This window comes from Nocardia sp. NPDC049707 (assembly GCF_040674855.1).
Taxonomy (GTDB): Bacteria; Actinomycetota; Actinomycetes; order Mycobacteriales; family Mycobacteriaceae; genus Nocardia.
In genome coordinates this window covers 307,801-332,010 of the sequence record NZ_JBFANN010000002.1, presented here as the reverse complement: position 1 = coordinate 332,010, position 24,210 = coordinate 307,801, and the positions used below count along the sequence as shown (strand labels likewise).

Genomic DNA, 24,210 nt, shown 5'->3' with positions numbered 1-24,210 from the left:
CTGCCGAACAGTGCCAGTGCTATCGGGTGTGCAACGGCCACACCGGCTGGTCCGCGCCGTACCGCGGTGCGGGCCACGCATAATCCGGATATTCGGCGAGCACCGGCGCGGCGGTCGTGACATTGCCGTTGGTGACCGCCGCCATCGGACTCGGCGGCGCGGCCTGCGGATGACGCGGGGTCCGGCCGGGCGCGGTGAGGAGCCAGGATGCGGTGCGCGCCAATGCGACTCTGACGTCGCGGCCGATACCGTCATGGGCGCGCGCCACGAGTGCGTCGATCACCCCGGCGGCGAGCAGATAGCCGGAGGCGTGGTCGAGCGCCTGTGCGGGCAGTGTCACCGGCACCGCGGGTGCGCCCTCGGCGATCGAAATACCCGCCGCGGCCTGCACGATGCTGTCGAAACCGCGCCGCCGACCCCACGGGCCGGATTCGCCCCATGCCGATATCCGACCGTGTACGAGGCCGGGACGGCGGGCGGCGATGAGTCCGGCGCTTTCCAGCGCGCCCGGTCGATATCCGGTGATCAGCACATCGGCGGCGGCGAGCAGTTCGTTGACCAGCGGCAGGTGCCGATGCAGATCGAGCAGTGTGGAACGCTTGCCCTGGCAGGTGTCGTAGTACTGCCAGGGGATCTCGGGTAGGTGCGGCGGGTCGATCCGTAGCACATCGGCGCCGAGCAGTGCCAGAGTTCTGGTCGCGACGGGTCCGGCGATCACACGGGTCAGATCGAGTACCCGGACCCCGCGCAACGGCTGCAACGGCGATGCGCCGATCGGCAGGCCGAGTTCGCCCCGGTCGATCCGGGTGTCGATCGCCACCAGTGGACCCGATGCGGCGGCCTGGCCCTGCGGGCTCGCCGCCCACTCCTGCTCGGTACGCACCTGGACCGCGATGGCGCCGTGCGCGGCCGCATGGTCCTCGATATCGCTGGCCCGGCTCATCGCCATCTGCGCGACCGCCAGATCGACGGGGGCGTCCTCGGGTAGTCCGAGCGAGGCGAGCAACCGCGCGCGATGGTGCGGATAGTTGGCGTGGGTGCGGACCCAGCCGTCGAAGGTGGGAAAGAAGCCGGATAGATCGGCGAATATCGTGGCGGGCGCACCGCCGATGCGCAGCAGGCGTTCGCTGGCGAAGGCGGCATTGATCCGGTCCGGATCCAGCCGGTGCAGCACCGGATTCAGGTGGTGTGCGTCGCGGATTCGGTTCGCCGCCGCCGTCACCGCGGCCACCGATCCGGCGGCCAGCGCCCAAACCGGCAGCGTCGCAGCCAAACAGCTGCCCGGATCGTCGGCGGGGACGGTGCCGGAGGCTGGCACACCGATTCCGGCCTCGTAGTCGCGGACCAGCTGTTCGTGCACAATCACGAGATCGAGAGTAGTTGTTGTGCCGCAGTAGTAGGGTCGGGGCCATGACGCCGCTGCAGCGTTATATCGCCGAAGAGATAGCCACCGACCATGCCGACGGATTGATCGGCCGCCGGGAAGCGCTGCGCCGACTAGGAATGCTCGGGGTCGGCGCCACCGCCGCGGTCGCATTGCTCGCCGCTTGCTCCAGTAGTGGCGACCAGGCGAATTCCGCGTCGACGGGTGCGAAGCCCGCGGCGTCATCGCCCCCGCCAGGTACCAGCGGCGCGGTCCCGGCCACCGCGATCACCTTTTCCGGACCGGACAATCGCCAGCTACAAGCCGCGTGGGCGGCTGCGCCGCAGCCGCGTGGCAGCGTGCTCATCATTCATGAGAACAAGGGGCTCACCGACCATATCCGTTCGGTGACAGGACGTTTCGCGGGTGCCGGATACTCCGCACTCGCCGTTGATCTTTTGTCGGGACTCGGCGGTACCGCCGCCTTCACCGATCCGGCGGCGGCGACCGCCGAACTCGGCAAGATCGCGCCGCAGCAGTTCATCGCCGATCTGCAGGCCGGGATTGTCGAGTTGGAACGGCGGGTGCCGGGAAAGAAGATCGGCGCCACCGGATTCTGCTTCGGCGGCGGTCTGGTCTGGTTGCTGCTGGCCGCGGGCACGCCGAAACTCGCTGCGGCGACACCGTTCTACGGCCCATTCCCGGCGAACGGAGATCTGTCCGGTTCCAAGGCGGCGGTGCTCGGGATCTACGCCGCCAAGGACGAGCGGGTGATCGCCTCGCGCCCCACCGCGGAGGCGGCACTGGACCGGGCGGGCCTCACCCATGAAATCTACGTCGCACCGAATGCGGACCACGCCTTCTTCAACGACACCGGACCTCGCTACAACCCGACCGCGGCCGCTGCAGCGTGGCAGCGGGTCCTGGATTGGTACGGAACCTATCTCGGGTGAAACGCGGCTGTTTCCGTCGCGATATCAGGTCGGTGGAACTTTCGACAGTGAAGGAGATCGACGTGGGCAAGGCCATTGCGGCGACGGACTGGTTGCGGGTGTTGCGCGCACATCCCGCGCCGAGCCATCAACTGCTGTGCTTCCCGCCGGGTGGGGGATCGGTCACGGCATATCGGGCACTGGCCGAACGGTTCGAGAACGGCATCGCCGTCGCGGCCGGCCAGTATCCGGGTCGGCAGGACCGGCTCGGTGAGCCCACCATCGGCGATATGGACGTCCTCGTCGATCGGATCGTAGACGAGGTGCTGAATCAGGGCCCGGTGGAACAGCTTTCCCTGTTCGGCCACAGCATGGGTGCGACCGTGGCCTTCGAAACCGCGCGCCGCCTGGAGAGCAAGGGGCAACCGCTCGTCGCGCTGTTCGTATCCGGCCGTCCCGCGCCGACTTTCGTCGAGCCGGGTCGCCTGCATCTCGGCTCCGACGACGATCTGATCGGTGACCTGGAGCGCCTGGCAACCGATCCTGGGTCCATCCGGATTCTGCGCGACGAGCCGAGTCTCGCCGAACTGGTGCTGCCCGCGGTGCGCAGCGACTATCAGACCGTCGAGACCTACCGCTATCGTGACGGCACCCCGCTGTCCTGCGCGGTATCGGCACTGGTCAGCACCGATGATCCGACGATGACACCGGAGCAGGCCGAGCAGTGGCGCGAGCACACCACCGGCTCCTTCGACCACACGGTCTTTCGCGGCGGTCACTTCTACCTGGATGACAAGGTCTCCGAGGTCGCCGACCTCATCGCCCGCAGCCTCCACACATAGCCCACCCACGACACCACCACACACACCGCGACCAGCACCCGCACCAACCCCAGCGCGCTCTCCGGGTAGATCACCCCGGTCAGGTAGTGGTCGATGAACCCGCTCGGCGGCAGTCCGGCCACCCCGGCCCGATGCCGTGCCCAATTCTCCAAATACGTGAGCGGACAATCGAATCCGAACAGCACCGTGCTGAAACCCCAGCCGAACGCGAGCAGATGCAGCCAGATGGTGCGTGGCCACCGCCATGCCACGAACCCGCCGACCACCACGTACGCCACGAATGCGAAATGCACCACGGCGGTGGCATCGGCCAGCAGCCGATACACCATATGCCCAGCGTAACCCTGGGCGCGTAGGGTCTCGGCCCGCCGGATCACCAGGGCGAGGGTTGGTAGTCCTTGAGGAAGCAGCCGTAGAGGTCGGTGCCGGTTTCGCCCTGGACGATCGGGTCGTAGACCCGGGCGGCACCGTCGACCAGGTCCAGGGGCGCGTGGAAGCCCTCTTCGGCGAGGCGGATCTTGGTGTAGTGCGGGCGTTCGTCGGTGATCCAGCCGGTATCGACGGCGGTCATGAGGATGGCGTCCTGTTCGAACATTTCGCGGGCGCTGGTGCGGGTCAACATATTCAGCGCCGCCTTGGCCATATTCGTATGGGGGTGGCCCGCGCCCTTGTACGCGCGGGAGAACTGGCCCTCCATGGCCGAGACGTTCACGACGTATTTGCGGCGGGCCGCGGCGGCCGCCATGGCCGGGCGTAGCCGGGAAACCAGAATGAACGGCGCCACCGAATTGCACAGTTGGACCTCGAGCAGTTCGGTCGGGTCCACCTCGGCGACGGTCTGCACCCAGCTGTTGGTGTGCGCCAGATCCGGCACCAGACCACCGGCATCGATGGCGATACCGCGCGAAATGCGTTCCGGCGTGGCCGATCCCGCAACCAGGGCTAGTTCCGCCACCTCGGCCGAGGACAGCGTCGGAGTCAGGGATGCGGTGAGTGCGGTGGGGTGCGCCTGCATGGTTTTGCCGAAGGTCACCACATCCGGCAGCGCACCCGCGGGTAGCGGCCCGGATTCGGCCTCGACCAGCGCGCTGTACGCGCCGGGGGACCGGCGCACGGTCTGGGCGGCATTGTTGATCAGGATATCCAGCGGTCCCTGCGCAGCGACATCATCGGCGAGTGCGACGACCTGGGCCGGATCCCGCAGATCGATGCCGACGATGCGCAGCCGGTGCAGCCAGTCGGCGCTGTCGTCCATGGCGGCGAAGCGGCGGATAGCGTCGTTCGGGAAACGGGTGGTGATGGTGGTGTGCGCACCGTCGCGCAGGAGCCGCAGCGCGATGTACATGCCGATCTTGGCTCGACCGCCGGTCAGCAGAGCGCGCCTCCCGGCGAGATCGGTACGGGCGTCCCGTTTTGCGTGGCTGCTGGCCGCGCAGTCCGGGCACAGCTGGTGGTAGAACGCGTCGACTCGGGTGTAGCGCTGTTTGCAGATATAGCAGGGGCGCGACCGGATCAGCGTGCCCGCGCTCGCGCCGGCCGCATTCGAGGTCAGCGCAATGCCGGCGGTTTCGTCATCGATCCGATTCGGCGATCCGGTCGCGGTTGCCGCGACCACGGCCCGGTCCGCCTCCGCGACCGCATCCCTGGCCTCGGTTCGCTTGCGCTGCTTCAACTTCTTGAACATATGGCCGACAGCGCGCTGCACCGTGACCGAATCCGGATCGTCCTTGTCCAAGCACGCGGCCTGTTCCAGCACCCGCAGGCAGATCGCCAGCTCATCGGGGTCGATGCCGGTCCCGCTCGGCGCTGGTGTGGTAGACGTCGACACGGTGTTCTCGACCATCGGAATGCAGGTTGATCCTTCGTGAACTGGGAGGTTGACCCGGTTATTGTCGCATCCGGAATGCGGACGGTCGGCGCGGGCGGTCCCGCACCGACCGGACGCCAGCTATTTGCGCAGCTTGTTCATGGTCGAGGAGGCCGTTTTCTTCAGCAGTTCGGTGGCCTCGGACGCGCTGAGGATTTTGCCCGGAGACTTCGACGTACTGGAGGAATACTGCGACCAGCTGATGTGGTAGATGGTCCAGCCGTCGCGCACGGCCAATGAGACATCGGCCGTCGGATCGTCCAACCTGTGCTTGCCGGTGACCACATATGCCTCGTCACCGAGTCCGGAGATCTTGTCGACCTTCGCGTCCTTACCGTATTCGTTCTGGGTCCAGGTTTCGTACGACGCGGTGAATTCCGGTCCCGGATTGGTCTGCTTGTGTACCTGCGCGCTGGTATAGATCGCGGCGTATTCGTACTTCTCGGTCGACGCGGACGGGGTGAAGCGGATATCGCACCCCATCGAGTCGACCGCGGCGTGCTTGGAGCCCTCGTGCTTCGGGTAGGTATCGCCCGAGGAATCGGTCTTCGACAGGGTGAAGCCGGCGCTGGTGTAGGGCGAGGTGTCGGTGATATCGCAGAGATTGTCGATGTACTTGTAGCCGCGCAGGTCGGCGTCCTTGCTGATATCGGCCTTGCCCGCGTCGAAGGCGCCGATCGCGACCATCGCGCCCGCCCATACCGCCGAGGTGATGACGACCGCGCCGAGCGCCCAAAGCCAGCCTTTGCTACCGGATGTGGGCGGCTGTTGATAGCCGGTTGCCGGTTGCCGGTATCCGGGCGCGGGCTGGAATCCGGCGGGTTGCTGATAGCCGGGCTGTGGGAAACCTGGTGCGCCCTGCGAGTATCCGGGTGCGGACTGTTCGAATCCGGGTTGCGAGAATCCCGGCGCGGCTTGCGGTACCCCGGGTTGCTGGAATCCCGGTGCGGCTTGCGGGGCACTACCCTGCGGGTATCCCCCCGCGACCTGGGGTGCCCCCGGCTGCGGATATCCCGGCGAGGACTGGTGATATGCCGGTTGCTGATATCCGGTCCCCGGTTGGTATCCAGCGGGCGCGGCTCCCGGCTGATCGAACGGCTGCCGCACCATCGTCGGGTCGGCGGGCTGCCGCTCGGCAGCGCCGGATTGCGGTCCCGCAACCGGAACCGCCGGCTGCGACGGCGGCTGATAACCCGGCTGCCCGACCATCGTCGGATCCGATTGTGAATACTGCGGACTCTGCTGTTGCGGCTGCTCCTGCGCCCACCAAGCGTCGTTGGGCTGGTTCTGTTGTTCCCCCGGTCCAGTCATGCGCGCAAGGTACCACCTTGTATCCCTGCCGCTCACCGCTGGTGGGACCAACACGGTCACTGCGGGATGCTGGCGTTGGCTGTGCGTAGATCCGCGACAACCTTCGCGATCCTCGGCGACGAGCAGCGGCTCGGTCACCGGCAGCCAGTGATCGGCGCGAATCGGGCAGCGCCACAACCGATCCACTCAGCGTGCGCTAGTAGCGGAAACCGGTGTGGCATCGCATTCGGCCGTCGATCTCGACGCGGGCGAGGTCGATCTGTTGTGGCAGGCGTTCCTAGTCTTTCCGATCGGATTTCCGGCGGCTCTCCACGCGGTTTTCGACCGTATTGCCGGATGCCCAGATGCCGCGCACATGCCCGATATGGCGGCGCAGGAAGAGTTCGACATCCTCGCCCTGCTTGCGTTCGATCAGATCGATGATCGTGTGATGTTCCTGCGCCGATTTCTCCAGTTCGCCGCGCTCGACGAGCGAGGCGAGACCGAACAGCCGGGTCTGCGCGCGCAGATCGCTGACGATCTGCGACAGCCGGGGATTATGGCAATAGTCGAGCAGCATCAGATGGAACCGCTGATCGGCGTCGACGTATTCGACCAGATCGCCGCGTTTGGCCGCGTCGACGATCTTGTCGGCCTGCGTGCGCAAACCCGGGATATCGGCGTCGGGGATCTCTCCGACTATGGAGCGGACACTAGGCGGCTCCAGCAGCATCCGGATGCGGGCGATGGAATCGAGATCGTGATCGGAGGTCTCGGTGACTCGGAAGCCTTTGTTCGGCACCGAGGTAACGAGCCCCTGTTTGACCAGATTCAGCATCGCCTCGCGCACCGGAGTCGGCGACACGCCGAACCGCTCCGACAGCCACGGCGCCGAGTACAGTTCTCCGGGTTCGAGCTCGCCAGAGATGATCGCCGCACGCAGCGCGTCCAGGACGTGATCACGCAGCGTCGGCCGCTTGCGAGTGTCCAATCGTTCAATCATCAATGCGCTCCGGGTTTCTCCTCTGGGCGGGCCCGCGGCTTCCAGCATAGTTAGCCCTCCGTCGTGTTCAGTTTCGAGTTGCGGTAGCCGAAGCCCCAGTACAGCGCCAGACCCAGCACGAGCCAGGTGACGAAACGCAGCCAGGTCACCCAGTCGAGGTGGCTGATCAGCCAGACCGAGAACCCGATCCCGATCAACGGCACCACTGGCACCCACGGAGTCCGGAAGGCTCGATCGGCGTCCGGCCGGGTCCGACGCAGCCGCATCACGCCCAGCGCGACGACGATGAACGCCATGAGGATTCCGACGTTGGTGAGTTCGGCGGCCTCGCGGATCGGCAGGAATCCGGCGATGAGGGCCGAGACGATGCCGACCGGCCAGATCACCCGGGTCGGCACCTTGCGGGTGGGGCTGCTCTTGCCGAAGTACGAAGGCAGCAGACCGTCTCGGCTCATCGCGAAGCCGACCCGGGTGACGGCGAGCATATTCGCGAACGCGGAGGTAGTGACGCCGATGACGGCCCCGACCGCGATGACCAGACCCAGAATCCCCATCCCCACGGTGTCGAACGCGCTGGAGAACGGCGAGGAGACAGTGATGTCGGTGTAGTTCACCATGCCGACGATGACCAGGCAGATCAACAGGTAGACCACCGAGGCGATGCCGAGGCTGATCATGATGGCCTTCGGCATCAGCTTCTTGCCGTCTGTGGATTCCTCGGCGGCCGCGCTCATCGCGTCGTAGCCGTACACCGCGAAGAACGCCAGCGCCGCACCGGAAACCGCGCCGCCGACCCCGAACGGGAAAAACGGCGTGTAGTTGCCCGCCTTGATGTGGAACGCGCCCGCGACGACCACGATGGCGACGATCGCCATCTTCACCACGACGAGTCCGGTTTGCACGCGGGCGGATTCACGGGTGCCACGCGAGAGCAGGAACGCCAACAGCAGACACAGCACCACCGCGAACAGATCGACCTTGTGTCCGGACCCGGTGCCGGGCGCGCCGAGCGCCCAGGTGGGCAGGTCGAATCCGATGTAGTGGGTGATGTAGTTGAGATAGCCGGACACCGCAATCGCGACCACCGACACGATGGCGGTGTATTCGAGCAGCAGATCCCACCCGATCATGAAGCCGATGATCTCGCCGAGTGCCACATAGGAGTAGGTGTAGGCCGAGCCCGCCTTCGGGACCATGCCCGCGAACTCGGCGTAGCACAGGCCGGCCGCGCCGGAGGCGATGATCGCGATGAGGAAGGAGATGAGCACCGCCGGGCCGGAAACCTCATGGGCCACAACACCAGCCAGCGAGAACACACCGGCGCCGACGAGCCCGCCGAGGCTCAGCGCGACGAGTTGCCAAAGCCCCATGCTCTTGGTGAAGTCGCCGGTGTCCGCGACGGTGACGGGCATTCGTCGCAACACCCCGCTTCGGGTCATCGGTGGGCGCGGAGGTCGATTGCCGACTCGCAACATGGGCTGGCCTTTCGGGGTGTGGCGGTGGCGGAGATGGGTTGTGGTGGATGGGGCGGTGTGCGAAATGTCTTGCGCTAGAAGATGAATCCCTCGGGAAAGGGGTCCGACGGATCGAGCAGGTAGTTCGCCGTCCCGGTCAGCCATGCGCGTCCGGTGATCGCGGGCACGATCGCTTGGCGGTCGCCGATGGTGGTCGTGTCGACCGCGCGTGCACGAAAAGTAGTGCCGATGAACGAATCGTTGTGCAGCACTTGGTCACCGGACAACAACCCACGGGCGTGCTGGCGGGCCAGGAGCGCGGAGGTGCCGGTGCCGCAGGGAGAGCGGTCGAACCAGCCCGGATGGATGGCCATCGCGTGGCGCGTATGCGCGGACTCGGAGGCCGGATCGAGGAACAGCACATGTTTGCATCCGGCGATCCGTTCGTCGGCGAGGTGGACCGGGCGCCGGAACTCGTTGATGGCCCGCATGATTCGCAGACCAGATTCCAGGATGCGGTCCTTGTGCGCGCGGTCGAACGGCAGCCCGAGCGAGCCGAGGTCGACTATGGCGTAGAAGTTGCCGCCGTAGGCCATGTCGTAGCGCACAGTGCCCAGGTCCGGCACCTCGACGGTGTTGTCGAGGCTATCGCAGTACGCGGGCACATTGCGCAGAGTGACCGAGTCGGCGTGGCCGCCGCTGACAGCCACTTCCGCGACCACCCGCCCGGCGGGGGTGTCGAGCCGGATCTCGGTGACTGGTTCGGTGATCGGCACCATGCCGGCCTCGACCAGTGCGGTTGCCACGCCGATGGTGCCGTGCCCGCACATCGGCAGCAGCCCGCTGACCTCGATGAACAGCACACCGTAGTGGCCATCGTCGGTGGTGGCCGGTTGCAGGATCGCCCCACTCATCGACGCGTGGCCGCGCGGCTCGTTGACCAGTAGTTTGCGAAGTCCGTCGAGGTGTTCGGCGAAGTACATCCGCCGGGCCGCCATCGTGTCACCGGGGATGGTGCCTACTCCGCCGGTGACGACCCGGGTCGGCATCCCCTCGGTGTGGGTGTCGATTGCGGAGATGATCATGGAGCTGCGCATCAGGAGTGTCCTTCGTTGTCGAGGTCGGCGAGTTCCCGGAGCCGCACCGGTGTGGCCAGCGGACGCCAGGCGGGGGTGGCGGCCGCGAGACCGGAGGGAGCGGTCGCGGCGGACGACTCGGCGCTGTCGGAGCACGATCGGCCGCGCAGCGCCTCGACGTTCGCCGCGCACATGCGGCCCTGGCACGGGCCGAGTCCGGCGCGGGTGGCCAGTTTGGCGGGCCGGTAGCTGTCGCCCGCGGCGCGGGCCCAAGCGGCGGCCAGCTCACCGCGGGTGGTGCCCTCACACCGGCAGATCACGGTCTCGGGTCGTGACCAGGTCAGCACGCCGGGCCGGATCGGGTGCGCGGCGGCCAGGCGCGCGACGAACTGTTCGGCGGTGCGGTGCCTGGCTCGCAGTGCCCGGTCCGCGGTGGGGTCGGCGCCCGCCGCCGCGATACCGGCCACCGCCCCCCCGATGGCGGCGACCTGGGAGCCGCCGATGCCGGTGATCTCCCCGGCCGCCCAAACGGCGTCGGCGCCGGTGCGCTGGGTGTGGTCGACGCGGACGAATCCGTCAGCGTCCAGTCGCGCGCCCGCGGCGACCGCCAGCTCATGCTGCGGGGTGAATCCGTGCGAGACAGCGACTGCGTCCACGGCCACCGTGGCATGACTGCCGGGTATCGGCGTCCAGTTCTCGTCGAGTCGGGCGACCGTGGCCTGCTCGACTCGTCTGTCGCCGGCGACCGCGACCACCGCACGGGCGGTGCGTAGCGGGATCCGGTGCCGCACCCCGCACGCGATGTACTCGATCAGCTCGGCTGCCTTGCCCGCACTGTGGCGCAGCTGCCAGGGTCGGGCAGCCCACTGCCGGGCGAGCCGGCGGCCTGGATTGGCCTCGAGCACCGCGAGGACATCGGCCCCGCCCGCGGCAAGCGACTGCGCGACCGGAAGCAGGAACGGGCCGGTGCCCGACAGCAATACGGACTTGCCGACCAGCACCCGCTGGGTCTTCGCCAGCGTCTGCGCGGCACCGCCGGTGTAGACGCCGGGCAGATCCCAGCCGGGGAACGGGCACACCCGGTCGTAGGCTCCGGTGGCCAGCACCAGTGCGTCGCCCTGCACCACCCGGTGAGTCCGCCGGTCACCCTCGGCGCCGAGCAGCAGCCGGACGGCGGGGCAGCCGCCCTCGTGGTGCCGCTCGATCTGGTAGACCGAGGCCAACGGCAGGTACTCGCACCGCGGATGATCGATCAGCAGCCGTGCGAGTCGATCCGCGGCCACGTATCCGTGTCCGATGCTGAGCGGGCGGCGAACGCCGTACGCGGCTGGGATGCGCCGGTTGTACTGGCCGCCGAGTTCTTCGTTCGAATCGATCAGCGTGACGGTCGCGCCATACCGCAGCGCGGATTCCGCAGCCGCCGTGCCCGCCGGGCCGCCGCCGATCACCACCACATGCCTGCTCATCGCGCCCCCCGTTCGGATTCGGCGGGCCGGGTGATGCGGGACTGGGTGGTGATCGAGTCGCCGTCGCGGGCCGGGCGCAGACACAGCCGAACGTCGGGGACGCCGTTGACGGTGGCGACGCAGTCGAAGCAGACGCCGATGCCGCAGAACACGCCGCGCGGCCCGGCGGTGGGCGCGGTGCGCCAATCCGAGCGGCCGCTGGCCAGCAGCACCGATGCGAGCGTCTGTCCGTGCACGCCGAGCACTTCGCGATCGTCGACGGTGATCGTCAGGGGCCGGTCGGCGCGGCCGACCGGGTCTGTGGCCGGGGGAATGACGGTGGGGCTCATCGGGATACGTCCTCCGTGCGTGGGGCGGTAGAGGGGGCGGCGATGACGGCCGGGCGGTCGACGGCGAAGGCCGCGATGTCGACCTCGTCCGGTCGACCGGCGAGCGCGGACGCGACCAGTTGCGCAGTGCCGGTCGACAGGCCGATTCCGGCTCCCTCATGGCCGGTCGCGTGCCACAGTCCGGGCAGTCGCGGATCGGGTCCGATCACCGGCAGGTGATCGTCGACGTACGGGCGGAAGCCGCCGTAGGCACGCATGATCGCGACATCGGCAAGCACCGGGTACAGGCGCATCGCCTTGCGGGCGATGGCGGCGAGGCTGTCGGGGCGCAGCCGGTTGTCGAAACCGCATTGGCGTCGCGACGATCCGAGCAGCAACGGCCCGCCGCGGGTGGACTCGACCACCGCCGACGATTGCAGCGCCGCGTCCGAACTGCCCACCGCGCCCACATAGTCCGCGTCGTAGACCTTGTGGAAGACCGTCGGCGGCATCGGCGCGGTGATCAGCACATCGCCGCGGCGCGGTTGGACCGCGATCGGCGCGCCGAGTAGGCCCGATACCGAACCCGACCAGGGGCCGGCCGCGTTGATGACCACGTCGGCGTGCCGCGTTCCCTTGGTGGTCTGCACGCCGATCAGCCGCCCGCCGCGCAGGATCGGGCCGGTGATCGCACAGCCGGTCTCTACCGCCGCGCCCGCCGCGACCGCCGACCCGATGAGGGCGGCCGCGGCACCGGCCGGTTGCACCTGAGCGTCATCGGGGTAGTAGATGGCTGCGACAACATCCCTGGTCAGCGCCGGTTCGGCCGCCGCGAGCCGATCCGCGTCGAGGTCTTCGCAGCACACGCCCGCCGCGCGCTGACCACGTGCGAATGCGGTGAGCGCGGCGGCTCCCGCGTCCGTCGTGGCGACGACGATGCCGCCCTTGGGTTCCCATTCGATGTCCGCCGCGTCGGCGGGCAGCCGCTCGGCGACCCGTTCGAGGATGTCGGGCCACAGCCGCCGTGACAGCTGTGCGAGTTCCAGCTCGGGTCCCGGCCCCTTGTCGGAGACAAGGACGTTTCCCTCGCCGTGGGAGGTGGTGCCGGACGCCAGCCCACCCGCCTCGCAGACCCGCACCGACGCACCGGCCAGCGTCAGCCGGTCCGCGAGCGCGCATCCGATCATGCCGCCGCCGATGACCAGCACATCGGTACCTCGCAGGGACGCCTCGCCGGTCATTGCGCGCGCGCCCCGTTCACCGAGCGCGGCACGGCGAGCGGATTCTGCGCCCGCAGCGGTGGTGGCAACAGGTCGTCGGGCACCGACTGGTACGCCACCGGACGCAGGAAGCGCGCGATGGCCGCGGTGCCCACCGACGTCGAGCCCGGTGCGGTGGTCGCCGGGTACGGCCCGCCGTGCTGCTGGGCGTAGGTCACCGAAAGCCCGGTGGGCCAGCTGTTCCACAGCACCCGACCGGCCGCGCCCGCGGCGGCGGTGAGCAGCGCGCGTGCGGTGTCGTCGGCGTGCTCGCCGAACACGGAGACAGTCAGCTGTCCGTCCAGCGCGCTGGCCAGTTCCAGCAGCTCCGCAGTGTCCTGGTAGGTCACCAATAGCGTTGCCGGGCCGAACATTTCGTGCATCAGCTGGTCGCGATCGGCGAGTACCGTCGGGACCGTCGTGATCAGCAGCAGTGCCTCGTCGGATTCGCCGCCGCCCAGCACTTCCACATCGGGGTGTGCGCGCACCTGCTCGACGGCGCGGGCGAACCCGTCCGCGATCGCGTCATTGAGCAGCTGCCCGGTCGGCACCGGCTGGGTGCGGATCAGCTCGGCCAGTTTGCCGAGCACCGGCGCGTCCGCGGGCACCGCGACCAGCCCTGGCTTGGTGCAGAGCTGCCCGGCGCTCGCACTCACTGCGGTCAGCAATCCGGTGGCGATCTCCTCGGTCTGCGCTGCGGCCGCATCCGGCGTGACGAACACCGGATTGATCGAGCCGAGCTCGCCGTAGAAGGGGATCGGTACCGGACGGCGGGAGGCAAGGTCGTACAGCGCGCGGCCGCCGGCCGTTGAACCGGTGAACGCCGCGGCGGCGACGTCCGGGTGCGTGAGCGCCTGCACCCCGGCGTCGCGGCCGAAGACCAGACCAAAGGTGCCGCGCGGCGCGCCGGCTTCGGCGACCGCCGCGTCGACGAGGGCGCCGACCGCGCGTGACAGCACCGGGTGGCCAGGGCTGGCTTTGACGATCACCGGACATCCGGCGGCCAGCGCGGCGGCGGTGTCGCCCCCGGCGACGGAGAAGGCGAACGGGAAGTTGCTGGCCGCGAAGTTGACCACCGGTCCGAGCGGGATGTTCATCCGGCGCAGATCCGGCCGCGGTGCGCCCATCGGCCAATCGGCGTCCGCGGCGTCGATGCGTACGTCGAGGAATTCGCCGTCGAGCACCGTCTGCGCGAACAGCCGCAACTGGAAACTGGTCCGTTTCAGTTCGCCGACCAGCCGCGGTTCGCTCAGATGCGTTTCGCGCATCGCCAGCGGGATGAGTTCGGCGGCCTGCGCGTCGAGCCGGTCCGCGATGCCCCTCAACACCCGGGCCCGGTCGGCGAGCTCCAGCGCCGCCCATGGGGCCGCCGCCGCGGCTGCCGCCCGGACGACGGCATCGACCTCGTCCTCGGTCGTATCGGCAACGGATTCGACCATGCCTCCGGTCATCGCCTGCTCCTCACTTCCCGTGTTCACCACTTCCGAATTCACCAGTTGCCGTGGGGCTTTCGACTACCGGTAGCCCTGAGCCAGCACCTCACGGGTGTCGGCGGCGATCTTCTCGGCAAGCTCCGGCGCGAGCGGTACCCGCGGCGGGCGGCACGCGCCGCCGGCGCGTCCGGCCAGATCCATCGACAGTTTGATCGCGTGCACGAATTCGGTTTTCGAGTCCCAGCGCAGCAGCTTGTGCAGGTTGCGGTACAGCGGCAGCGCCTTGTCCAGGTCCCGGTTGACCGCGGCGTTGTACAGCTCCACCGTCACCTGCGGGATGGCGTTCGGGTAACCGGCCACCCAGCCGACCGCGCCCGCGATGCCGAGTTCCATGACCACGTCGTCGGAGCCGACGAGCACGTCGAGTTCGGGGGCGAGTTCCTTGATCTCGTAGAAGCGCCGTACGTCGCCGGTGAACTCCTTGACACCGACGATAAGACCCTCGCCGTGCAGTTCGGCCAGGATGTCCGGGGTCAGGTCGATGCGGGTGTCGATCGGGTTGTTGTACGCGACGATCGGCAGTCCGACCTGTGCCACCGTGCGGTAGTGATCCAGGATCGAATCGCGTCCGCCGCGATAGGTGTTGGGCGGCAACAGCATTACTGCCTGCGCCCCCGCTTCGGCGGCCTGCTCGGCCCACTTGCGCGCCTGCAGCGCGCCGTAGGCGGCGATGCCGGGCATCACGGTGAATCCCTCGGGGGCTGCCGAGATGGCCGTCGTCACGACCTTGGCCCGCTCCTCGTCGCTGAGGGTCTGGTATTCGCCCAGCGATCCGTTCGGGCTCACCCCGTGGCAGCCGTTGGCCGCCAGCCACCGCACGTGTTCGGCGTACGCGTCGTAGTCGACGGCGTAGTCGGCGGTGAAGGGGAGTGTCGTCGCGACCAGCACCCCGTGCCAGGGCTTGGTCTCGGCCGATGTGGTCATTTCGGACATGTGCGCCTCCATCTGTGTGGGAGTCCGGGAAACCTGTGCCCGGTCGACCAGCCACACCAGTGCGGTGTGACATTGCACTGAATGTAACGCGAGTGATGGCGCTCACGCAATGTCTTGCGTGAGCGGCATCACTTCTCTATTGTGCAATGTCACACGTCACAGTGTGCGGGTTGCTCCTCTCTATCTCCGCCGATCGGCGCAAAGGGGACCCGATTCTCCCGGTGGTCGGCTCATCCGACGCGCCATTCGATCCATAAAGGTGAACACCATGACCGCTCTCGACAACACCGAGACCACGCCGGATGCCGCGGCCGCTCGCCCAGGCGCGACGCGATCGGGACCCGCCGGGCTACGTCGCATCGTCGCCGCGGCCATGGCGGGCGCGGTCGCCGAGTGGTACGAGTTCTTCCTCTACGGCACCGCCTCGGCGCTCGTCTTCGGTCAGGTGTTCTTCCGTTCCAGCGGAAACGCCGTCGATGGCATCATCGCGGCCTTCGCGCTGTATGCGGTCGGCTTCCTCGCCCGCCCTTTCGGCGGGCTGCTGTTCGGACATTTCGGTGATCGCGTCGGTCGCAAAGCGCTGCTGCAGCTGAGCCTGGTCGTCGTCGGTGTCACCACCTTCCTGATGGGCTGTCTGCCGACGTTCGACGCGATCGGGTACTGGGCGCCGATCCTGCTGGTGACGCTGCGGTTGATCCAGGGCTTCGCCTTCGGCGGCGAATGGGGCGGTGCGGTGCTGCTGGTCAGCGAACACAGCCCGGACGACCGTCGCGGATTCTGGGCAAGTTGGCCGCAATCGGGGGTGCCGCTGGGGAACGTGCTCGCGACCGTGGTGCTGTTGGTGCTGTCGGCGAACCTGTCCGATGAGCAGTTCCTGTCCTGGGGCTGGCGCATCGGTTTCTGGCTGTCGGCCGTGGTTGTGCTGATCGGCTACTGGGTGCGCTCCAGCGTCGACGACGCGCCGATCTTCCGTGCGGCGCAGGCCAGGCTCGAGGCGGATCAGCAACGGTCACTGGGCATTGTCGAGGTGCTGCGCTTCCATTGGCGCGAGGTGCTTATCGGCATCGGCGCCCGTTTCGCCGAGAACATCCTCTACTACACCGTGGTGACCTTCTCGATCACTTATCTCAAGCTGATGGTGCATGTGGACACGGCGCCGATCCTCGCGCTGCTGCTCGCGGCGCATCTGCTGCACTTCTTCATGATTCCGGCGGCCGGACTGCTCTCGGATCTGATCGGCCGCAGGCCGGTCTACCTCACCGGCGCCGTGCTCACCGCAGGATGGGGATTCATGGCGTTCCCGATGATGGACACCGGGAACTACGCGGTCATCATCATCGCGATCACGCTGGGTCTGGCGATCGAATCACTCACTTACGCACCGTATTCCGCGCTGATGACGGAGATGTTCCCGACCCACGTCCGCTATACCGCGCTGTCGTTCTGCTATCAGGTCGCGCCGATCATGGCCGGTTCGCTGGCACCGCTGATCGCCGTCAGCCTGCTCGACAGCTTCCACAGCTCGGTGCCGATTTCGCTGTATCTGGTTGCGGCGGCGGCTATCTCGGTGGTCGCCGTCGGTCTGGCCAAGGAGACGGTCGGCAAGTCTCTGCAGACCGTCGACGCGGAGTCCGCGAGATGATCTACGCCCGTGGCGATCTTGATCGTTTCAACGCCGGCTACGACATCACCCGCCCCATTGTCGGATCAGCATCCCGCTTGTTCTCATCTCACAATCACGACGTGCAGGTTTCGTGGACCGTGGACACCTTCGACGCGTTCGAGTTCGATATCCGATGTCGCGGACGGCCCGCTGATCAGGGTGGTCGGACGTTCGGGAACCAGTCGCGCCAGTGCCTCTGGAACGCCGACCTCGATGCTTTCGATGGTCACGACGCACACGTGCAGGTCCGGCACCAGGGTCAATGCCCTGCGGCCCTGGTCCGAGCTGCCGTCGAGGAAGATGGTGCCGGTCTCGGCGCAGGTCACCGTCGACGCGGTCACGACGCCGTCCAGCTCCGACAGCTGCGGGGCGGGCATATCCGAGGAGTCGACGACAACCTCACCAGCGAACCGGGACAGCCACGAATCGTCCAGTCCCGCAGGGACGCCGACGCGTCGGGCGCCGACGTCGGCGAGGACTCGCGCCAGCACGTCCGGCAACTCATCGGACGCACTGCGGTGGACGATGGCTTTGTAGTCGAGCAGGCGGTCGACCAGTAGTTCGACGCGTTGCTCGCTGGACATCGTCTGCCCGGTCCGATAGGCGCGGGGGATCTCCTGCTCGACCGGCGGCGCGAGTGTCAGCGCATCCCGGATGCGTCCCAGGATGACCTCTCGTGAGTTCACTGCTGCGCGTCCTTCCGTGCGGCGGCGATCACGGCCCGCCCCTGCGTGGAGTCCCACCACTGTCGGAACGTCTGCTTCGGCGGGGCCGGGATGTCGCGTGCGGCGGTCCAGCCGTTCAGCGGCGGCGGCAACGTCGAGATCTTGCCCTTCTTCCCGGCCAGCACCCGGCCGAGCCCGGCGGCCTTCTGCGCCAACGTGAACCGCGTGGCGGACGACATCACCACCGACGCTGCCTTCATTGCGGCGGCCTCGGGTCCGAAGCCGGACTTCTCCACCTTGTGGTGCCGCAACTCCACCAGCAGCGACGGGATATCGATCTTGACCGGGCACGCGTCGTAGCAGGCCCCGCACAGAGTCGAGGCGAACGGCAAGGTCGAGTTCGGGTCGCTCTTGCCGTCCATGCCCGCGAGCTGAGGGGTGAGCACCGCACCGATCGGCCCGGGATAGGTCGAGCCGTAGGCGTGGCCGCCGGTGCGTTCGTACACCGGGCACACGTTCAGGCATGCCGAGCACCGGATGCAGTTGAGGGCCTGCCGTCCGACGGCGTCCGCGAGTGCGGCGGTGCGACCGTTGTCGAGCAGCACCAGATGGAAGTTCTGGGGGCCGTCGCCGGGTGTCACTCCAGTCCACATCGAGGTGTACGGGTTCATGCGCTCCCCAGTCGACGACCGCGGCAACAGTTGCAGGAACACCTCGAGATCCGTGTACCGGGGAATCACCTTTTCGATGCCCATCACGGTGATGAGCGTCTGTGGCATCGTCAGGCACATGCGGCCGTTGCCCTCGGACTCGACCACGCCGAGGGTGCCGGTCTCCGCGATGCCGAAGTTGGCACCCGAGATCGCGACGGGCACCGTCATGAACTTGTGCCGGAGGAACTTCCGCGCGGCGGCGGCGAGGTGCTCGGGATCGTCGTCCAACCCCGGGTCGACACCCGTCATCTCCCGCAGGAAGATCTCCCGGATCTCCGACCGGTTACGGTGGATCGCCGGGACCAGGATGTGCGAGGGCTTGTCGTGACCGAGCTGCACGATCAGCTCCGCCAGGTCCGTCTCGTACGCGCGGATACCGTTCGCCGCGAGGTGTTCGTTGAGCTCGATCTCCTGGGTCACCATCGACTTGACCTTGATGACCTCGTCCGACCCCGTCTCACGGACGAGCCGGGTGACGATCGCGTTGGCCTCGTTCGCGTCGGCGGCCCAGTGCACGATCCCGCCGCGTGCGGTGACGGCTGCCTCGAGCTGCTCGAGCAGCTCCGGTAGCCGGTTCATCGCATCGGTCTTGATTGCGGAGCCGGTGTCGCGTAGGTCCTCCCAGTCCGGAAGCTCCCCGATGACGTTGAGGCGCTTGGCCCGGATGGTGTGGGTCGCCTTGCCGATGTTGTTGCGCAGCTGCGTGTTGGCCAGCTCGTGGTGCGCGGCGGCCGGGAACTTCTCGGTGCCGCGCAAGAATCCGACGCCCTTCGGCGCGCGCGGCGGGAATGCGGGCAGTCCCAGAGTCACACCGCTCATGCGGTCACCTCCACGTTCGACTCGACGGAAGCGAGGATCTCGGCGAGGTGCACCGTTCGGGTGCCCATCCGCAGCCGCGACATGCCGCCGCCGATGTGAAACAGGCAGGACGAGTCGCTGGCAGCACAGAATTCGGCTCCGGTATCGCCGATAGTGCGGATCTTGTCGGCAAGCATGGCCGTCGATGTCTCCGCGTTCTTGATCGCGAACGTGCCACCGAACCCACAGCAGGCGTCGGCCTCGGGCAGCTCCACCAGGTCGATCTCCCGCACCGCCCGCAGCAACCGCAAAGGTTTTTCCCCCACCCCGAGCATTCGCAGCGAATGACACGTCGGGTGGTAGGTGACGCGGTGCGGGAAGTACGCGCCGACATCGGTGACGCCGAGGACGTCGACGAGTAGTTCGGAGAGCTCGTATGTCTTCGCCTTCACGGTCTCGACCTGCTCACACAGCGCGGCGTTGCCATACCGGGAAGCGACGATCTCATGCTGATGCCGCACCGACCCGACGCATGATCCCGACGGTACGACGACGGCGTCGATCGAGGCGTCGCCGAACTCCTCAGCGTAGTTGCGCACCAGCGGTAACGCATCGGGCTGGTAGCCGGTGTTCACGTGCATCTGCCCGCAGCACGTCTGACCGGGCGGGAACACGACCTCGTGACCGAGCCGCGTCAGCAGCACAGCGGTGGCTTTGGGAACGTCCGGGAACATCGTGTCCCCGATGCACGTGGCGAACAGCGCGATTCGCATGCGGATCTCCGGGATCGTCCTTCGGTGTGGTCGGACCACAGTAACGCATGGTCAGCGCACCAACGCAAATGCGGCGCAGCTTCAGCTCGGCGATGCTGCTGATCTGCCGGGGGTTCCGACGCCATGCCAACGGCCTAGGCTCGCGTGTCATGACGTCCGAGTCCCCGGCCACCGACCTGCCGATTGCACCGCACTTGCGCGCGTGGGAGCACGTGCTGAGCAAGGTCGAGGAAATGATGGTCTCCGGCGAACTGCTCCCAGGCCAGCGCCTCCCCGGCGAACGCGCCCTCGCCGCCGATCTCGGCGTCGGTCGCTCCTCGGTTCGCGAGGCGCTGCGCGTGATGGAGGCACTCGGTCTGCTCAAGGCTCAGACCGGATCGGGTCCGAACGCCGGCGCGATGATCGTCTCTCGCCCTACCGGTGGCATGACAATGCTCATGCGCATGCAGGTCGCCGCGCATGGCTTCCCGGTCTCCGACGTCGTCCAGACGCGTCTGGTGCTCGAATCCGAGGTGATGCGGACACTGTCGCAGCAGCCGTCGGCCGACCTCACCACGGCTGTCGAACTGCTCGACTCGATGGACGAGCCCGCGCTCACCGCTGACGAGTTCCTCGTTCTCGACGCCCAGTTCCATGTCGCGTTGGCCGACGCGGCCGGCAACCAGGTGATTGCGGCGATGATGGCTGGACTGCGCGCATCGATCGAGTCGTATGTCGTGGCGGGCGTGGACTTCACCGCGTGGCCGACGACATGCACCCGTCTGCGAGGTGAACATCGCGGGCTGGTCGACGCTGTGACCCGGGGCGATGATTCGCTGGCGCAGCAGCGGATCATCGACCACATCCGCGGGTACTACCAGGGGGTACGCAGCGACCGTTGAGGCACGCTGCGTTGGTTCAGCCGTTGCCCGTGGGTGGAGCCAGTGAGGTGGGGAGCAGTCGATTCATCGCGTTCTCGAGGTGGGTACGCATCGCTTTGTCTGCGCGCGCCGGGTCTCCGGCAGCAATGGCTGCGACCACTTCTTTGTGCTCGCCGATCGTGCGTGCCCCCGCTGCCGCGTCGTAGGCCAAGCGAAACGCATGCAGATGGAAGTGGGTGCGTTCCAACGCTTGCGCGATGACGTTGTTGTCGGCGATCTCGAGTATCAGCGCGTGTAGTCGAGCATCATGTGCGCTGAACTGTCGGTAGGAGTCGTAATCCGCTCGTATCGGCGGTGATTCGAATAGCGATAGCTCTGACGTCAGTCGTGCTACGTCGTCGTTGGTCGCTTGTTGCGCTGCCTGTGCGGCGGAGTACGGCTCGAGTCGCAGGCGAAACTGATAGATCTCCTCGAGTTCGCGCCTGCCGAGTACCTCGGCGGTGCGGTAGCCCTTGAGGTGGATCTTTGTGACAAGTCCATCCGACTCGAGCCGAGCGAGCGCTTCTCGAACCGGCGTTGCCGAAACGTCGAGGGTGTGCGCGAGTTGGTCGATGTTGATCCGCGTTCCCGGCCTCAGCTCATTGCGCAGGATCATCGCCGTGATGCGTTCGTAAACGTCGGCGCTGATCATGCCGGATCTCTTGCTCACCGCATTGCCTCGGCTGCCTGGCCCTGTGATTCCACGTTGCTCAGTTTATTGGCCCCCTGCCCGTGCTCGATCATCCGTAGCACCTCTTGCCGGATCATATAGTATATGATTTTATGTGACGCATGGCATACGCTCTTTCTGGAACATCCGCCGAGTTCGCTGGGGGATCCGATGACACGCGCATCGTTGCCGCCGAGGCGTATCTCGTGGACATCCCCGTGGAAACTGTCAGAACCGATGCCGTGCAGTCGTTCCTCAAGCAGGAGACGCTGTTCGTCGACATCACAACCGCTGACGGACACCGTGGCCGCGGCTACTCCTACACGATCGGAACCGGAGGACGGTCCGTTCTCTCCATGCTGCGCGATCACCTGATCCCGCAGCTCATCGGTCTCGATTGCCGGAATGTCGAACAGGTGTGGCGCACGCTGTTCAATTCGACGCGCGCAACAGCCGTCGGTGTCGTGACATCGCTAGCGCTCGCGGCCATCGATACAGCTGTCTGGGACCTCAACTGTCGTCGAACCGCGATTCCGCTATGGCGTGCCGCCGGCGGCTACCAGCAGCACATTCCGCTGTACGACACGGAAGGTGGTTGGCTGCACCTGTCGACCGATGAGCTCGTCGACGGTGCGCTCGAGTCGAAGTCGAAAGGGTGGAAGGGCGTGAAGATCAAGGTCGGCAAGCCCACCTGCCACGAAGACAGCGAACGGCTCCATGCCGTGCGTGCGGCCGTCGGGCCCGGCTTCGACATCATGGTGGACGCCAATCAATCGATGACGAGCGCCGAGGCCATCCGGCGGGCAGCCGCGTTCGAGGCGACGGACCTGAGCTGGTTCGAAGAGCCGCTGCCCGCCGACGATGTATCCGGTCATGTCCGGCTCTCCAATGCGACCAGCATTCCCGTCGCTGTCGGAGAATCGATGTACTCCATCGGCCATTTTCGCCAGTACCTCGAGTCGGGTGCCGCCCAGATCGTCCAGGTAGATGCTGCGCGGATCGGCGGTATCACGCCATGGCTCAAGGTCGCGCACTTGGCCGAGGCATTCAACGTTTCCGTCAGTCCGCACTTCCTGATGGAACTCCACGTCAGCCTCGTCTCGGCAATACCCAACGGTCAGTTCGTCGAACACATTCCACAGCTGCGATCGGTGACCACGACCGAAATCGAGATCGTGGACGGTCATGCGATTGCCCCGGATGTTCCCGGCTTGGGAATCGATTGGGACACCGATCAAATCGACAACCTGCGCGTGGCGTGACACCGCCGGTGCGCCGCCACACACCTGCACCCGAACCGGATTTCTTTAGGAATACAAATGTCCGAATCAACAACGGTCGATCAACCTCGGAATGACCATGCATCTCCCACCGCTACGAGGCGGGTGGCAGCCGCTGCCCTGGTGGGCTCCGCCCTCGAGTGGTACGACTTCTATCTCTACGGCACGGCCGCTGCCCTTGTTTTCAACCGGATCATCTTCACCAACTCCAATCCCACAGTCGCGACGATGGCGGCATTCGCAACATTCGCGATCGGGTACTTCATCCGCCCCCTTGGTGGGTTGATCTTCGGTCGCCTCGGCGACCGGATGGGACGTAAAAGCGTCCTGGTCCTGACCCTGCTCGTCATGGGGTTCTCGACGGTCCTGATGGCAGTCATCCCGACCTACGGCCAAGTCGGCGTCTGGTCTCCGATCATCCTCGTTCTCCTTCGCGCCATTCAAGGCATCGGTGCAGGAGCCGAATTCGGCGGAGCATCGATCCTCTCCGTCGAACATGCGAACTCGCGGGTGCGCGGACTACAAGGCGCATGGCCCGCGGTGGGTGTCTATCTGGGCCTGCTCATGGCCTCTGGCGCGTTCGCTCTGGTCACCCAGCTGCCTGAAGATCAGTTCCTTGCCTGGGGTTGGCGATTGCCTTTTGCCGCGAGCATCGTGGTTATCGGGGTCGCTCTCTTCATCCGATTGCGTTTGACGGAGAGCCCGGCCTTCCTGGATGTGCAGGCCACTGATGAGACCACTCATCAGGCGGCGTCCGTCCGCGATGTGTTCCGCTTCGAGTGGCGCGGCATGCTCACCCTCATCGGTATGCAGACGCCCCAGAACGTGATCGCGTATCTGAATCTGACGTTCATTGCCGCGTACCTCACCGGCACCCTGAAGATGTCCAAGTCGGTGGGGCCGATCGCGGTCACCATTGCCACGGCGACCGCGCTGTTGACGCTGCCGTTGTTCGGGGTCTTGTCAGACCGGATCGGCAGGAAGCCGGTCATCTTGTTCGGCATCGGTTTCTCAGGAGTCTTTGTCTTCCCGTACTTCTGGTTGATCGACCACACCCAGGCGACTTGGGGGGTGACGATCGCCGTGACAGCCAGCGTAGGTATCGGTATCGGCGCAATGTTCGGCCCGCAGGCCGCGTATTTCTCTGAGCTTTTTACGAACCGATCGCGCTTCACCGGCCTCGCATTCAGCCGTGAGGTTGCCGGCGCACTCTCGGGTGGGCTGACACCGCTGATCGCCGTTGCGCTGGTATCCGCAGCATCAGGCCAGTCTTGGCTCGTAGCAGCCTTCGTTCTCGCCACCTGCGTTTTCGGATTCATCGTGACCCTCGTCGGCCCCGAGACCCGTGGACGGAATCTCCGTGCCATGACGGTTCGTGAGCTCGAGCAATCGACCGGAACATTTGTTGACTGACGTAATCAATTACCCCTTTGAAAGGTCAGCTGTGAGACTTGGACGTGTAG

At 66.7% G+C, this 24,210-nt stretch carries 22 protein-coding genes; 6 read left to right on the top strand and 16 right to left on the bottom strand.

The window, feature by feature from the left end; all coding sequences use genetic code 11:
• Window positions 1–19: 19 nt before the first annotated feature.
• Window positions 20–1,366 (bottom strand): CoA transferase, encoded by a 1,347-nt coding sequence (locus tag AB0J29_RS03940; protein ID WP_364778757.1) that lies wholly within the window; start codon window positions 1,364–1,366, stop codon window positions 20–22.
• 44 nt (window positions 1,367–1,410) lie between these two features.
• Between AB0J29_RS03940 and AB0J29_RS03935 the strand changes: the two genes are divergently transcribed.
• Complete coding sequence (locus tag AB0J29_RS03935) at window positions 1,411–2,316, top strand: dienelactone hydrolase family protein (RefSeq protein ID WP_364778754.1); 906 nt, start codon at window positions 1,411–1,413, stop codon at window positions 2,314–2,316.
• 47 nt (window positions 2,317–2,363) lie between these two features.
• The gene (locus AB0J29_RS03930) at window positions 2,364–3,137 is read left to right on the top strand and encodes an alpha/beta fold hydrolase (RefSeq protein WP_364778751.1); all 774 of its coding nucleotides are present in this window, start codon (window positions 2,364–2,366) and stop codon (window positions 3,135–3,137) included.
• On the opposite strand, the gene AB0J29_RS03925 is transcribed toward AB0J29_RS03930, so the two are convergent.
• The 11 genes from AB0J29_RS03925 to AB0J29_RS03875 all read right to left on the bottom strand — a co-directional run bounded on the left by AB0J29_RS03925 (window position 3,077) and on the right by AB0J29_RS03875 (window position 15,286).
• The gene (locus AB0J29_RS03925; RefSeq protein ID WP_364778748.1) at window positions 3,077–3,466 is read right to left on the bottom strand and encodes a DUF2784 domain-containing protein; all 390 of its coding nucleotides are present in this window, start codon (window positions 3,464–3,466) and stop codon (window positions 3,077–3,079) included. The genes AB0J29_RS03930 and AB0J29_RS03925 overlap by 61 nt on opposite strands.
• A 44-nt stretch (window positions 3,467–3,510) precedes the next feature.
• Window positions 3,511–4,980 carry an SDR family NAD(P)-dependent oxidoreductase gene (locus AB0J29_RS03920; protein WP_364778745.1) on the bottom strand — a complete coding sequence of 490 codons (1,470 nt, stop codon included), beginning with the start codon at window positions 4,978–4,980 and terminating at the stop codon, window positions 3,511–3,513.
• 105 nt (window positions 4,981–5,085) lie between these two features.
• Window positions 5,086–6,315: a hypothetical protein gene (locus AB0J29_RS03915; RefSeq protein ID WP_364778742.1), complete on the bottom strand. Its 1,230-nt coding sequence runs from the start codon at window positions 6,313–6,315 to the stop codon at window positions 5,086–5,088.
• A 277-nt stretch (window positions 6,316–6,592) separates the two neighbouring features.
• Window positions 6,593–7,297 (bottom strand): GntR family transcriptional regulator, encoded by a 705-nt coding sequence (locus tag AB0J29_RS03910; protein WP_364778739.1) that lies wholly within the window; start codon window positions 7,295–7,297, stop codon window positions 6,593–6,595.
• Window positions 7,298–7,347: 50 nt separating this feature from the next.
• Window positions 7,348–8,709, bottom strand: coding sequence for an amino acid permease (locus tag AB0J29_RS03905; RefSeq protein ID WP_364778736.1), 1,362 nt, complete (start codon window positions 8,707–8,709; stop codon window positions 7,348–7,350).
• Between the two features lie 137 nt (window positions 8,710–8,846).
• On the bottom strand, window positions 8,847–9,848 hold the full coding sequence (locus AB0J29_RS03900) for a proline racemase family protein (RefSeq protein ID WP_364778732.1): 1,002 nt from the start codon (window positions 9,846–9,848) through the stop codon (window positions 8,847–8,849).
• Complete coding sequence (locus tag AB0J29_RS03895) at window positions 9,848–11,293, bottom strand: FAD/NAD(P)-binding oxidoreductase (RefSeq protein ID WP_364778729.1); 1,446 nt, start codon at window positions 11,291–11,293, stop codon at window positions 9,848–9,850. The genes AB0J29_RS03900 and AB0J29_RS03895 overlap by 1 nt, the downstream gene beginning before the upstream one ends.
• A complete protein-coding gene (locus AB0J29_RS03890) occupies window positions 11,290–11,622 on the bottom strand; it encodes a (2Fe-2S)-binding protein (protein WP_364778726.1) in 333 nt (110 codons plus the stop codon). The genes AB0J29_RS03895 and AB0J29_RS03890 overlap by 4 nt, the downstream gene beginning before the upstream one ends.
• A complete protein-coding gene (locus AB0J29_RS03885) occupies window positions 11,619–12,842 on the bottom strand; it encodes an FAD-dependent oxidoreductase (RefSeq protein ID WP_364778723.1) in 1,224 nt (407 codons plus the stop codon). Before AB0J29_RS03885 ends, AB0J29_RS03890 begins: the two co-directional genes overlap by 4 nt.
• A complete protein-coding gene (locus tag AB0J29_RS03880; protein ID WP_364778720.1) occupies window positions 12,839–14,311 on the bottom strand; it encodes an aldehyde dehydrogenase (NADP(+)) in 1,473 nt (490 codons plus the stop codon). Before AB0J29_RS03880 ends, AB0J29_RS03885 begins: the two co-directional genes overlap by 4 nt.
• A gap of 63 nt (window positions 14,312–14,374) precedes the next feature.
• Window positions 14,375–15,286 carry a dihydrodipicolinate synthase family protein gene (locus AB0J29_RS03875; protein WP_364778717.1) on the bottom strand — a complete coding sequence of 304 codons (912 nt, stop codon included), beginning with the start codon at window positions 15,284–15,286 and terminating at the stop codon, window positions 14,375–14,377.
• A 268-nt stretch (window positions 15,287–15,554) separates the two neighbouring features.
• On the opposite strand from AB0J29_RS03875, the gene abaF reads away from it, so the two are divergent.
• A complete protein-coding gene (abaF, locus tag AB0J29_RS03870; protein WP_364778714.1) occupies window positions 15,555–16,928 on the top strand; it encodes a fosfomycin efflux MFS transporter AbaF in 1,374 nt (457 codons plus the stop codon).
• A gap of 83 nt (window positions 16,929–17,011) precedes the next feature.
• Here abaF and AB0J29_RS03865 read toward each other — a convergent pair whose 3' ends face one another.
• From AB0J29_RS03865 to AB0J29_RS03855, 3 genes are read right to left on the bottom strand one after another with little or no spacing between them, the layout of a single operon-like run.
• Window positions 17,012–17,635 carry an LUD domain-containing protein gene (locus AB0J29_RS03865; protein ID WP_364778711.1) on the bottom strand — a complete coding sequence of 208 codons (624 nt, stop codon included), beginning with the start codon at window positions 17,633–17,635 and terminating at the stop codon, window positions 17,012–17,014.
• On the bottom strand, window positions 17,632–19,146 hold the full coding sequence (locus tag AB0J29_RS03860) for a LutB/LldF family L-lactate oxidation iron-sulfur protein (RefSeq protein WP_364778708.1): 1,515 nt from the start codon (window positions 19,144–19,146) through the stop codon (window positions 17,632–17,634). Before AB0J29_RS03860 ends, AB0J29_RS03865 begins: the two co-directional genes overlap by 4 nt.
• Window positions 19,143–19,898, bottom strand: a complete 756-nt coding sequence (locus AB0J29_RS03855) for a (Fe-S)-binding protein (protein ID WP_364778705.1) — start codon at window positions 19,896–19,898, stop codon at window positions 19,143–19,145. The genes AB0J29_RS03860 and AB0J29_RS03855 overlap by 4 nt, the downstream gene beginning before the upstream one ends.
• 149 nt (window positions 19,899–20,047) lie before the next feature.
• Here AB0J29_RS03855 and AB0J29_RS03850 point away from each other — a divergent pair, with 149 nt between their 5' ends.
• A complete protein-coding gene (locus tag AB0J29_RS03850; protein ID WP_364778702.1) occupies window positions 20,048–20,779 on the top strand; it encodes an FCD domain-containing protein in 732 nt (243 codons plus the stop codon).
• Window positions 20,780–20,795: 16 nt separating this feature from the next.
• Here the strand turns inward: AB0J29_RS03850 and AB0J29_RS03845 are convergent, their stop codons facing one another.
• Entirely contained in the window at window positions 20,796–21,467 is a 672-nt protein-coding gene (locus AB0J29_RS03845; protein WP_364778699.1) for a GntR family transcriptional regulator, read from the bottom strand.
• Window positions 21,468–21,685: 218 nt separating this feature from the next.
• On the opposite strand from AB0J29_RS03845, the gene AB0J29_RS03840 reads away from it, so the two are divergent.
• Window positions 21,686–22,729 carry a mandelate racemase/muconate lactonizing enzyme family protein gene (locus AB0J29_RS03840; RefSeq protein ID WP_364778696.1) on the top strand — a complete coding sequence of 348 codons (1,044 nt, stop codon included), beginning with the start codon at window positions 21,686–21,688 and terminating at the stop codon, window positions 22,727–22,729.
• A 123-nt stretch (window positions 22,730–22,852) separates the two neighbouring features.
• Window positions 22,853–24,160: an MFS transporter gene (locus AB0J29_RS03835; RefSeq protein ID WP_364778693.1), complete on the top strand. Its 1,308-nt coding sequence runs from the start codon at window positions 22,853–22,855 to the stop codon at window positions 24,158–24,160.
• The last annotated feature ends 50 nt before the right edge of the window (window positions 24,161–24,210 follow it).

Excerpts from the sequence above, each read along its gene's own strand:
- AB0J29_RS03850 (WP_364778702.1), top strand. The coding sequence starts at position 20,048 with ATGACGTCCGAGTCCCCGGCCACCGACCTGCCGATTGCACCGCACTTG.
- AB0J29_RS03910 (WP_364778739.1), bottom strand. The coding sequence starts at position 7,297 with ATGATTGAACGATTGGACACTCGCAAGCGGCCGACGCTGCGTGATCAC.
- AB0J29_RS03935 (WP_364778754.1), top strand. The coding sequence starts at position 1,411 with ATGACGCCGCTGCAGCGTTATATCGCCGAAGAGATAGCCACCGACCAT.
- AB0J29_RS03855 (WP_364778705.1), bottom strand. The coding sequence starts at position 19,898 with ATGCGAATCGCGCTGTTCGCCACGTGCATCGGGGACACGATGTTCCCG.
- AB0J29_RS03885 (WP_364778723.1), bottom strand. The coding sequence starts at position 12,842 with ATGACCGGCGAGGCGTCCCTGCGAGGTACCGATGTGCTGGTCATCGGC.
- AB0J29_RS03905 (WP_364778736.1), bottom strand. The coding sequence starts at position 8,709 with ATGCCCGTCACCGTCGCGGACACCGGCGACTTCACCAAGAGCATGGGG.
- AB0J29_RS03895 (WP_364778729.1), bottom strand. The coding sequence starts at position 11,293 with ATGAGCAGGCATGTGGTGGTGATCGGCGGCGGCCCGGCGGGCACGGCG.
- AB0J29_RS03860 (WP_364778708.1), bottom strand. The coding sequence starts at position 19,146 with ATGAGCGGTGTGACTCTGGGACTGCCCGCATTCCCGCCGCGCGCGCCG.
- AB0J29_RS03880 (WP_364778720.1), bottom strand. The coding sequence starts at position 14,311 with ATGACCGGAGGCATGGTCGAATCCGTTGCCGATACGACCGAGGACGAG.
- AB0J29_RS03890 (WP_364778726.1), bottom strand. The coding sequence starts at position 11,622 with ATGAGCCCCACCGTCATTCCCCCGGCCACAGACCCGGTCGGCCGCGCC.
- AB0J29_RS03900 (WP_364778732.1), bottom strand. The coding sequence starts at position 9,848 with ATGCGCAGCTCCATGATCATCTCCGCAATCGACACCCACACCGAGGGG.
- AB0J29_RS03915 (WP_364778742.1), bottom strand. The coding sequence starts at position 6,315 with ATGACTGGACCGGGGGAACAACAGAACCAGCCCAACGACGCTTGGTGG.
- abaF (WP_364778714.1), top strand. The coding sequence starts at position 15,555 with ATGACCGCTCTCGACAACACCGAGACCACGCCGGATGCCGCGGCCGCT.
- AB0J29_RS03920 (WP_364778745.1), bottom strand. The coding sequence starts at position 4,980 with ATGGTCGAGAACACCGTGTCGACGTCTACCACACCAGCGCCGAGCGGG.
- AB0J29_RS03875 (WP_364778717.1), bottom strand. The coding sequence starts at position 15,286 with ATGTCCGAAATGACCACATCGGCCGAGACCAAGCCCTGGCACGGGGTG.
- AB0J29_RS03925 (WP_364778748.1), bottom strand. The coding sequence starts at position 3,466 with ATGGTGTATCGGCTGCTGGCCGATGCCACCGCCGTGGTGCATTTCGCA.